This is a genomic window from Streptomyces sp. NPDC048479 (genome assembly GCF_040651435.1).
Lineage (GTDB): Bacteria > Actinomycetota > Actinomycetes > Streptomycetales > Streptomycetaceae > Streptomyces.
Map to the genome: position 1 here is coordinate 24,905 of NZ_JBEZKA010000036.1, position 11,350 is coordinate 36,254.

Here is an 11,350-nt window from a genome sequence, read left to right on the forward strand (position 1 = left end):
GTGCTCCGCTCCACGTCTGCAACATTGCTCGACATCAAGATATCTCGTGACCGCACCCCTCTCGACAGGGCCCTGGCCTACCCGCACACCCCCGATCAGAGCTCGCGTCGTGGCAGGACGGCCTCCGCCCACACCTGCTTCCCGCCGCCGAGCGGCACGGAGCCGTACGACGCCGACACCGCCTCGACGAGCAGGATCCCCCGGCCACCGGTCGCCTCCCAGTCCATACTCGCCGGTTTCACGGGCGCGCGCGGCGACGAGTCGCTCACCGCCACCCTCAGCCGCTCCCCCGTGAATGTGAGATCGAGGCGCACCTGACCCTGGGTGTGCACCAGGGCATTGGTGACCAGCTCGGAGGCGATCAGCAGGATCGCGTCGCGCTCTTCCGTCACGTTCCAGGAACGCAATGTGCGGGAGGTGAAGCGGCGCGCGTGCGCGACGGCATCGGGCAGCCTCCACACCGTCCAGGTCGCCCGGAGCGGCCGGACCCCTATCCCGTCGTAGCGCAGGAGCATCAGGGCCACATCGTCGTCGCGCCGGTTGACGCCGCCGAGCAGTTCGTCGGCCATCCGCCCGGCATCGGACGGATCGGCGGTGGAGAGTGCGTCGCACACCCGGCGCAGGCCGTCGTCCAGGTGAAGGCTCGACGACTCGACCAGGCCGTCCGTCAGCAGCGCGAGAACCGCGCCCGGGACCAGTGCGACCGTGGTCATCGGGAACTCTGCCTCCGCCACCACGCCCAGCGGCGGCCCACCCTCGATCTCCACCTCACCGGTACCGCCGCCCGGGATACGAAGCAACGGCGGGAGATGCCCCGCCCGGACGCACCAGGCGGTGCCCTCCTCCATGTCGATGGCGACATAGCAGCAGGTGGCGAAGAGGTCGGTCTCCATACCGACGAGCAGGCGATTGGCGCGGGAGACGACCACGTCGGGCGGATGGCCCTCCACGGCATAGGCCCTGATCGCCGTACGCATCTGGCCCATGATCGTCGCGGCACCCGCGTTGTGCCCCTGCACATCCCCGACGACCAGCGCCACATGGTTCTCGGAGAGCGGGATCACGTCGTACCAGTCGCCGCCCACCGCCAGTCCCACCGTCGCCGGCAGATAGCGGGCGACGGCCACCGCGCCGGACAGCCGCGGGAGCTTACGGGGCAGCAGGCTGCGCTGGAGCATTGTGGCGAGCTCGTGCTCGGCGTCGAGCGCACGGGCGCGCACCAGGGCCTGTCCCACCAGGCCCGCGGTCGCGGTGAGCAGGTACCGCTCCTCGGGGCCGAACGCGTGCGGCTCGTCCCATCCGACCAGGCACGCGCCGACCACCCGGCCTTCGGCCGGGAGCGGCAGAACGGCGAGACCACCGGGGCCCACACCTCTGAGGCCCGGTTCAAGGGTGGAACCCGCCGTCCACAGGCTCATGCGGCCCTCGCGCACCGCGGCCTCCAGCGTGGGCAGCGCGCCCGCGGGCGCATCGGGCCACTCGGACCGCCATTCGGACCGCCAGAGCCCCGGCCAGGCATCGGGTTCCGGTGGATCGAGGACTGTGACCACCAACCGGTCGCCCTCCAGCTCGGCAAGAGCCACCCGATCTGCTTCCAGCGGGTCGCGCAGGGCGACGACCACCGCCCTGCTGACGTCCCGGACGGTCATCGCACCGGCCAGCGCGACGGACAGTCGCTGCACCCTGGAGACCTCGTCGGCGGTGGGCCGCAGATGCGAGGCGTCGGCGACCACTCCGAGTACCCGCTCCGGTTTGCCTTCGCTGTCCGCCAGCACCCGGTACCGCAGGCGCAGCCAGCGCAGCTCGCCGGTGGGGCGGCGGATGCGGAACTCGAGTTCCCGGCCACCGGAAGATATGTGGCCCGGCTCGACGACGGACATCAGCGCGGGCAGATCGTCGGGGACGGTGTGCGCCAGCAGCGTCTCCAAACGTCCGTCGAAGTCGTCCCGCGGGATGTCGACCAGGTTGAGCACCCGGGCGTCCACGTCGATCCGCCCCGTGCTCAGGAGCAGGGTGAACGAGCCAACGCAGAAGCGGTCCAGGGCGGGGCCCAGCAGCGGCCGGGGCCCCGTGCGGCCGACGCGGGAGTCAGGTTCACCGCCTGCTTCGAGCCATGCGGTGACCTGGTCGGCGTAGAGCTCCAGAAAGTTGCGCCGGTCGGCGTCGAAGCCGTCCGCGACGTCGTCCACGACAACCAGACAGCCCAGCGGAATGCCGTTCGCACCGAGCGGCAGTGCGCCCAGCGAGATGTTGGCGGGCAGGACCTCCGGGGGGTTCTCGCCGTAGGCGGCGATCCCCGCCGCGTTCAGCCACAGGGGGCGGCCGGTCTGGAAGGCGTCCGCCACGGGAGAACGACCGGAGAGGGGATAGCTGGGCGACAGCCCGTACAGGGCGCCGGACCCGCCCGCCGACTCCGCAAGCTCCAGACTGTCGTTCCTCTTGCCCAGCACATAGACAGCGGCCAGCACCGCCCCACCGAAGACCCGGACCCGCTCTCTCACAGTCCCCAGCGCCCCAGTCGCAGGGAGCGGACACGCTTCGCGCGACCCACGAGGTGCACCCGTGGGCTCGGTGGCTCCATCGCCGGACGTCTCATCTTCCCTCGCATCCGACCGGTCTTCGCAGAGCGAGCCGCCCTCCGAGGAGGCACACCCACCTCGTCACGCATCTGGGACCCGTCACTTCCAGCCTAGGGAAGGCGGGCGCCGCGTGCGGGCTTCTACGTGTGTTCCGCAGCTCTGGTCGCGTGCGACCGGGCTCCCGCCCTGCTCCACAGCGGTCCGGCCTACGCCGGGGCCGCAGCAGGTTTGTGGCAGACCGGCGCGAAGCGGGCGCCGGCGGCGATCCCGGTCCGCTTCGACGACGACTGCGCCTCGAGCGTGCTCGAGAACGGTGCGGCGGTCTCCGTGGTGTGGCTGGTTACGTCTGGGACCCCGAACAAGCCCGACGCCCACTGACCCGCTCTTCCGCCGATCCGCTCGCGCAGAAAGTCGGCGTGGCCGTTGTGCCGGGCGTACTCCTCGATCATGTGCACCAGGACCTCGCGGAGCAAGATCGGCTCATGGCCGTGGTACCGGTGACATCGAGATCGGGCGCCTCGGCCACGAACCGTTCCGCGAAACGCGACCTCGGCGCGCCAGGTCTCCCACGGCTCTGCGACCACCTCGGGATCGGGCACCGCGCCGTCGAAGCCTCCGTTGCGGTCGGTGTCGGAGCGGTGTGCCGCGGCACGTCCTGCCCATCGGTCCGCGGATCGTCATCGGGTGGAGGAACATGTCCCACCACCCATAGCTCCGAGTGGGCTGATTCTCCAACGACCCTTCGGTCCGTAGGTCGTTGTCGGGGGACGGCTCCGACTCGACCATGTGGGAACCGGCCGATCGAGCGGGATGCCGTCGTTCCCGGGCCGCCCGAAGTGGCCTCCGTGCGCACGGCAGTTCGCGGGACAGCGATGTGATCCAGGTCATCCCCCGGATTCCCAGGAATCTCCGCGATGGCCGTGATGCGTGTGGGATCGTACGGCCAGTTGTTACTCGTCAGTACAGGCGAGTCCTTCCCCTGTTGCGCGTCTCCCCCAACACACGCTCCGAGGATTCCTACGTGCGTAAGCTCCCTGCCAGACATGTCGTTTTACTGACTCTGGCCTCCATTTCCCTGCTCGCAACCGGCTGTTCGGCCGGGACCGGGACACCACCCGCCGCGGCCACCGGCGCCCAGCACCCCACCAGCATCGCGAACCCCGACCCCAGCCCCTCGCAGCAGCTTGCCGTGGCCGGGGTGCCCGAGGGGAAGCCGACCGCCGTCGCGCGGGCAGGCGGCGGCGCGAAGGCGAAGAAGTCGCCGCTGAAGGTCGCCTCCTACGACCGCTCCAGTCGACGGGCTGTCATATCCAGTGCGGAGAAAGCCCCTTCAGGGCCCACACCCGCCAAGAACACTCCCGCCGTCGGCGACGTCATCGCCAGCGGTCCCGCACCCGGAGCGCCCGACGGGCTGCTCGCCAAGGTCACCGACGTGGCGGGAAAGACCGACAAGGGCACCGAAGTCAGGACTGAGCCCGCGAAGCTCAGCGCGCTGCTCGGTGACGACAAGGCACAGGGCACGGTCCCGGTCGATCCGGCGACCGTCGACGTCGAGCCGCTGGTCCAGGGAGTAAAGGTCTCCTGGGCGAAGGCCGGGAACATCCATGTCGGCCCCCAGGGTGCGAAGTTGCCGCTCGGAAGCCTGCGGATCGATGTCGGCGCGTCGGTTCCGCTGCCGGTCACCGAGGGCGCTCCCGTGGCGGGGGCGGCGTCGGTCGCCGGCTATGTGCAGCTGGCACCCGCGGTCGAGTTCTCGTACGACGGGTCCTCCGTCCTCACGCCGGACGCCGCCTTCCTGGGACTGAGCGGTGACTGGACGTCGCAGTGGCAGCTGAAGGGCAAAGCCGTCGCCGGCGGCAAGCCGGTGCGGATTCCGTTCGCCAAGCTGCACGCCGATCCCGTGATCCAGGTCGGGCCTGTGCCGGTGGTGGTGAATCTCGACCTCACGGCGTACGCCCAGGTGGCCGCGGACGGCACCGTCACCGTCGACATCAAGCAGGACCTCAAGGGTGGCTTCCGGATCGGCGGCAGCTACTCGAAGTCGGGCGGATGGAAGCCTGTCAGCACCTCCGACATGACCGGCACCCCGGTACGGGCGAAGGTGACCGCGGCCGGCAACGTGAAGGCCGTTCTCGGCGCCGAGGCCACGGTCGGCCTGTACGGCGCGGTCGGCGTCACCGCCGATCTCGCCCCCTACCTACGAGGCGAGGCCACCGCTGTCGCGACACCGGGAACCGTCGCGGGAACCTGGAAGATCTACGGCGGGGTGGATCTGACGGGATGGCTGCAGCTGCAGTTGTCCATTTTCGGTACGCCCGTGTTCCAGCACCGCATCCCCCTGGGCAGCCTGCACCGGGAGTGGCCGCTGGCACACGGCGGGGGCGCAGCGGCCTGACGTCTGACGTCCGGCACCAGCAACCGGGAGCCCCCGCCGAGGAATTCGGCAGGGGCTTTCTGCTCCATCGCGATTCCGCTTCCAGCGGCGGCACAAGCAACCGGCCGAGCGCCCGGTCAGCGCTCGGCGTCGTGGCGGGTGAGGGCCACTTCATGACGCGCCCCTCTGTGTTGCCGACCTTGGACGGGCTTGGGCTTGTTCGACCCGCCGCAGCGCGACAACGTTGTCAGTCGGAGATGCCGATCAGTAGAGCGCCAACCGCACAGTGTCGTCAAGGGTGTTCGGAATCGGGGGCTCAGCGTGTTGAGCACACGGGGCGAGAGTGCCCTTACGGGATGCGTGGGATGTGCGGTACGGTCCCCTCCGGCTTGTTCGACCCGTCGTGCGTGGCCCTTCCGACAAGGCAGGACCGCCATGCCCTTGAAGCTCCCGGCCGCCTTCGCGGCCGTGGCGCTGACCGTGGGGCTCACCGTGCCCGCGCTCGCCGCTCCTGCGGCGGCGGACACGGCATTGCCCCTCGTCAGTGATCCGACCGCCTACGTCAACCCGCTGATCGGCAGCAGGAACGGCGGCAACACCTTTCCCGGCGCCGTTCTCCCGCAGGGGATGCTCTCCTGGAGTCCCGAGAACACCCGCGGAAACGCCACCCGCACTGCCGCTCCGGGCGGTTATCAGTACGACGCCACTCGCATCCGCGGCTTCAGCCTGACCCATATGTCCGGCACCGGCTGCGCGGGCGGCTCCGGCGACATCCCGTTCTTCCCGTACGCGGGCGAGGTCACCTCCTCCCCCGCCGCGGACACCAAGGACGCGGTGTACGCATCCGACTTCAGCCACGCCGACGAAACCGCCGAACCCGGCCGCTACAAGGTCGTGCTGAAGTCCGGCGTCACCGCCGACCTGACCGCCACCACCCGTACCGGCTCCGGCCGCTTCACCTTCCCCGAGGACAAGGCGGCCTCGCTCCTCATCCGCAGCGCCAACTCCGAGGTCGGCTCCACGGACGCGCGGATCGACATCGATCCGCAGCGCCGCACCGTCTCCGGCTCGGTCACCAGCGGCAACTTCTGCGGATACCTCGATCCCGAGGGCCGCCGCAGCTACTACAGGGTCCACTTCACCGCCACCTTCGACCGCGCCTTCACGTCCCACGGGACCTGGAAGGACGGCGAGTTGAAGCCGGGCGTCACCACGGCCGACGGCGGGACGGGCGGCTTCGGCACCGACGGCCGCCCCGTCGCGGGCAAGGGCTCGGGCGGATACGTTCAGTTCGCGCCCGGCAAGGACCCCGTCGGAGTGAAGGTGGCGATCTCCTATGTCGACCAGAAGGGCGCCGAGGCCAATCTCGCCGCCGAGAACCCGCCGGCCCGCTCCTTCGACGACGTACGGCGGGCCGCGCACGACGCCTGGCGTCGCGAACTCTCCGCCATCCGCGTCGGAGGCGGCGCCGACACCGACCGCACGACCTTCTACACCGCGCTCTACCACGCCCTCCTGCACCCCAACGTCGTCAACGACTCCGACGGGCGGTACGCGGGCAGCGACGGCAAGGTCCACGCGGTAGGAGGCAGGCAGAAGGCCCAGTACGGCACCTTCTCGGGCTGGGACGTCTACCGCTCGCAGCTCCAGCTGCTGACGCTCATCAAGCCGCACACCGGCTCGGACATCGCCCAGTCGCTGTACAACCTCGCCCGCCAGAACGGCGGCCTGTGGGACCGGTGGATCCACAACTCCGGCGGTACGCACGTCATGAACGGAGACCCGTCGCCCGCCGCCCTCGCCGGCATCCACGCCTTCGGCGGCGACGGCTTCGACCTGGGAGGAGCACTGGACTCACTGGTCAAGGCGGCGACCGTACCGACCGAAAAGGACCTCAGCCCGGCCGGAAAGCCGATCCTGTCGGTGGGGCAGCGGCCGTCCCTCGACAAGTACCTGGCCAGCCACTACATGCCGTCCGTCTCGAATGCCTGGGGCGGCGCGGCCGAGACCCTGGAGATCTCCGGCGCCGACTTCGCCCTCTCCCAGCTCGCCACCGCGGCTGGCAGGAAGAAGACGGCCAAGACGTTCGCCGAGCGTGCCCAGTGGTGGCAGAACAACTTCAACGCCGCCGCCGACCCGACCGGCGGATACATCGCCAACCGCAAGTCCGACGGCAGCTGGGTCACCGGCTTCACCCCGGCCACCGGCAACGGCTTCGTCGAGGGCACCGCGGCCCAGTACACCTGGATGGTCCCGCACAATGCCGCGGGTCTCTTCGCGGCGATGGGCGGCAAGAACCAGGCCGTAAAGCGCCTGGACTCCTTCTTCCACAACTCCGACGGCAGCTGGGCCTTCACCGGCAGCGGCGGCGACAAGTCCGAGATGGACAACGAACCGTCCATCAACGTGCCCTACCTGTACGCGTACGCAGGCCAGCCGTACAAGACGCAGGAGACCGTACGGGCCGCGATGCGGAAACTGTGGTCCACCGCGCCCGAGGGCATTCCAGGCAACGACGACCTCGGCGCCATGTCCTCCTGGTACGTCTTCTCCGCGATGGGCATGTACCCGCAGGTGCCATCGCGCGCCGAACTCGTCCTGTCGTCACCGCTGTTCCCGCGCATCCAGATCGAGCGCGGCCAGCGCGACATCACCGTGAGGGCACCGGGCGCGGCAGCCGACGCCCCGTATGTCCAGTCGCTGAAGCTCAACGGCGCGACAAGCGACAAGCCGTGGCTGCCCGCCTCCCTCGTCGCTCGTGGCGGGAGCCTCGACTACACCCTCGGCAAGGAGCCCAACCGCTCCTGGGGTTCGGCCGCCGACAGCGCCCCGCCGTCGTTCCGCACCGGCGAGCAGCCTTACCAGATCGGCGTCGGACCGACCGCCGGGACCATCGCTCCCGGCGGCTCACTGACCGTCAAGGTCGCGGCTGTACAGGTGAGTTCCGGCGAGGGACCGGACGTGAACTTCAAGGTCACCGCGCCGGCCGGACTCACCGCCTCACCCCTCTCCGGCACGGTCGGGCCGGAAGGAACCGCCGAGATCAAGCTGACGGCAGGAGAGCGGACGGCAGAAGGCTTCTACGATGCCGAGGTGGCCGTCACGAGTGGCGGTGGTCTGGCCGTGAAGCAGCCGGTCACCCTCACTGTCGCGAAGCCCGGCAGTCTGCTCGCCGCGTACAACAACGCCGGCGCCTCCGACGATGCGGGCGAGCACGACGAAGCCGATTACGACGGCGGCGGCTGGAGCTACTCGCGCCAGGCACTCACCGGCGCCGGACTCGCGCCGGGCGCCAAGGGCACCACCCAGGGCCTTGAGTTCACCTGGCCGGCATCACCAGTGGCCCGCCCCGACAACGCCTCGGCCACCGGCCAGACGATCGACCTCGCCGGCACGCCGGCCGCGCTCTCCTTCCTCGGCAGCGCCGTCAACGGCAACCAGGCGGCGACGGCGAAGGTGACGTACACCGACGGCAGTTCGGGCACAGCCGATCTCTCCTTCACCGACTGGACGGTCGGCGGCGGGGGCGGCACGGTCCAGTACGGGAACGAGACCGTCGCCAGGACCCCGTACCGCAATGTCAGCGGCGGCGACAAGGACGTGGTGGACGCCTACATCTTTGCCACCGAGTCCTTCCACGCGCCCTCCGGCAAGACCATCAGGAGCGTGACACTGCCGGACAACCAGAACATCCATGTGTTCACGGTGGCGCTGGGCTGAACATGCCTGACCGGGCTGCCCACCCGCCGATATCCGCCGGGCGTGGTGCCCGACCGCGCAACCGCACAGCAGTCGCCCCTCCCCTTCTCGGGCGGGGCGACTGTACTGGCCCGGCCCCTCACCTCTCCGAAGGAAACGCCTGTTCCGTCCAGATGGTCTTCCCGGACTCGGTGTAGCGCGTTCCCCATCGGTGAACAAGCTGCGCGACGATGAACAGCCCCCGCCCGCCCTCGTCGTCCTCCGCGCTGTGGCGCAGGTGCGGCGAGGTGTGGCCGGTGTCCGCGACCTCGCACAGGAGCGTGCGATCACGGATCAGGCGCAGGCGCAACGGGCCCTCCGCATGCCGGATCGCATTGGTGACCAGCTCGCTGACGACGAGCTCGGTCGAGAACGACAGCTCTTCCAGGCCCCATTCGTGGAGCTGTCCGGTGGCAAGCTCCCGGGCGTGGCCCACTGCGACCGGTTCGGCGGGCAGCTCCCACTCGGCCACCTGCCCGGCGTCGAGTTCGCGGGTACGGACGAGCAGCAGTGCCGCGTCGTCTTCTGTCGTGCCGTCCGGCAGGAGTCCCGACATTGCGCGGTCGCACAGTTCATCCAGTGACCCGCTGGGGTCGCCGAGCATCCGCGCCAGGGTGTCGAGCCCCTGATCGACGTCGCGGTCGCGGGCTTCGACCAGGCCATCGGTGAACAGGGCCAACAGGCTGCCCACCGGCAGCTCGATCTCCATGGACTCGAACGGCAGGCCGCCCAGTCCCAGCGGCGGGCCGGCCGGCAGATCCGGGAAGGACACGCGGCCGTCGGGGTCCACCACCACCGGCGGCAGGTGCCCCGCCCGGGCCATGCTGCAGCGTCGCGAGACCGGATCGTAGACCACGTAGAGACAGGTCGCCCCGGTGGCGTCGTCGTCTTGAGTGGCGGGCGTGCCGAGTGCTTCCGACTGTTCCTCCGCCGCCGTGCCCACCAGATTGTCGAGTCTCATGAGCAGTTCGTCCGGGGCCAGGTCCAGCTGTGCGAGCGCGCGTACGGTCGTGCGCAGCCGTCCCATGGTGGCCGCGGCCTGCAGGCCGTGGCCGACCACATCCCCGACGACGAGTCCGACCCGGGTTCCGGAAAGCGCGATGACGTCGAACCAGTCGCCGCCGACCCCTGTCAGGTTGTCCGCAGGCAGATATCGATGGGCCAGGTCGACCGCCGACGGCTGCGGCAGGTGTTGCGGCAGAAGGTGGCGCTGCAGGGCGAGTGAGGCCGTGCGCTCACGGGTGAAGCGCCGGGCGTTGTCGATGCATACCGCCGTACGGGCCGCCAGCTCGTCGGCGAGTGCGACCTCGCCGTTGTCGAACGTGGCCAACGGCGCACTGCGAAGGAAAGTGATGAGTCCCAGCGTGTCGCCCCCTGCCCGCAACGGCACGACCAAGGTGTTCTCCACCAGCGTGAGCCCGCCGGAGGAGAGGGCTCGGTACTGCGGCGAACCAGGCGGGTACGCGACAGGCGAAGGCTGACGCGGCTCCTTCGGATCGCCGGGGCCGTCCGGCCCGCTCGTCGCCGGGGCGGAGCGGGAGGCGGCCCGTACGAGTTCAGGTGCCCCCAGGCTGCCGACGGCCGGCACCTCGCCCTCCAGTACCTCCCTCACCAGGTCGACCGTCACGGTGTCGGCAAACTCCGGGACCGCCACCTCGGTGATCTCCTCGGCAGTGACGATCACATCCAGGGCTGTGCCGACTGCGCGCCCTGCCTCGACAAGCAGGGCCAGCCGCCGCTGGGCCTCGTAGCGATCGGTGATGTCGAACGCGTCCTCGCACAATCCGAATACATGCCCGTCGGCGTCCTGCAACCGGTAGTAGGAGCATGACCAGAGGTGGGTTGTTCCGGGGTCGCTGGGCGGCTCACCGCGGAAGTGCAGGTCGACGATCGGCTCGCCGGTGTCGAGTACGTGGTGCATCACGGCGTCGAGATTGTCCGGGTACCCCTTGGTCACAAACCTGCCCTCGGAGTACATCTCATCGGCTCGCAGACCGCGAAACTCGGCGAACGGCAGCCCGATCTCCCGTTCGTATGCGGCGTTGCACCACGTCAGGCGCAGGTCGGTGTCATAGATGCCCAGCCCGACGGGCGACTGGGTGGCCAGGCCGTGAAGCAGGGCCAGCCGGGATTCCCACAGCCGTAGCTGCTCCAGTTCGGCCGCGACGAGAACACGAGCCGCCGCCCCGGCGCCGGGCAGGGGGCACACCAGGGTTGCGACCAGCAGGCTACGGCCGTCCCGGTGCCGGGCGACACGGATATCGCTCCCGCTCAGCGGGGTGCCCGAGGCCAGGGCGGACTCCTGATCCGCAGCGCTTTCGGAGGCCTGCCGGGGCGACAGGAACGTGGCCAGCGGCCGTCCGACGATCTCGTTCTGCGGGTAGCCGAGGAGAACCTCGGCCGCGCGGCTCCACCCGATGACCGTGTCCTGGGCATCGAGTACCACCGTGGCAGCCCTGGCGACGTCGAGCGGGCCACGGAAATCGGCAGTTTTCGCCGCGCTCCACGCGCTCATGGCGCCACACCAGCCCGGTTCATTGCCTCCAGAATCCGCCCTGACCCGGACCGGCACAACCGCAATGGGCCCGGCGGATGAGCACCCCCTGACACCCGGCCGTCGACCGGAGCGCCGTGCGGGGTGAAGAAATCCGTGGTAGCC

5 protein-coding genes are annotated in these 11,350 nt (G+C 69.9%); 2 read left to right on the forward strand and 3 right to left on the reverse strand.

Translation table 11 applies throughout. From position 1 onward, the window contains the following. Positions 1-95: 95 nt before the first annotated feature. Together AB0D12_RS35430 and AB0D12_RS35435 are read right to left on the reverse strand one after the other, a co-directional pair. Complete coding sequence (locus AB0D12_RS35430) at positions 96-2,501, reverse strand: SpoIIE family protein phosphatase (RefSeq protein WP_362692445.1); 2,406 nt, start codon at positions 2,499-2,501, stop codon at positions 96-98. Positions 2,502-2,785: 284 nt separating this feature from the next. Beyond that, a complete protein-coding gene (locus AB0D12_RS35435) occupies positions 2,786-3,178 on the reverse strand; it encodes a DUF664 domain-containing protein (protein WP_362692448.1) in 393 nt (130 codons plus the stop codon). 422 nt (positions 3,179-3,600) lie between these two features. Between AB0D12_RS35435 and AB0D12_RS35440 the strand changes: the two genes are divergently transcribed. Both AB0D12_RS35440 and AB0D12_RS35445 read left to right on the forward strand, forming a co-directional pair. Then, positions 3,601-4,974, forward strand: a complete 1,374-nt coding sequence (locus AB0D12_RS35440) for a hypothetical protein (RefSeq protein WP_362692451.1) — start codon at positions 3,601-3,603, stop codon at positions 4,972-4,974. Between the two features lie 414 nt (positions 4,975-5,388). Further along, on the forward strand, positions 5,389-8,673 hold the full coding sequence (locus tag AB0D12_RS35445) for a GH92 family glycosyl hydrolase (RefSeq protein ID WP_362692453.1): 3,285 nt from the start codon (positions 5,389-5,391) through the stop codon (positions 8,671-8,673). Between the two features lie 118 nt (positions 8,674-8,791). On the opposite strand, the gene AB0D12_RS35450 is transcribed toward AB0D12_RS35445, so the two are convergent. Beyond that, positions 8,792-11,206 carry a SpoIIE family protein phosphatase gene (locus AB0D12_RS35450; RefSeq protein ID WP_362692456.1) on the reverse strand — a complete coding sequence of 805 codons (2,415 nt, stop codon included), beginning with the start codon at positions 11,204-11,206 and terminating at the stop codon, positions 8,792-8,794. Between the last annotated feature and the right edge of the window lie 144 nt (positions 11,207-11,350).

What these genes read in the sequence shown, in the direction of transcription:
- AB0D12_RS35445 (WP_362692453.1), top strand. Translation starts at nt 5,389, where the DNA reads ATGCCCTTGAAGCTCCCGGCCGCCTTCGCGGCCGTGGCGCTGACCGTG.
- AB0D12_RS35450 (WP_362692456.1), bottom strand. Translation starts at nt 11,206, where the DNA reads ATGAGCGCGTGGAGCGCGGCGAAAACTGCCGATTTCCGTGGCCCGCTC.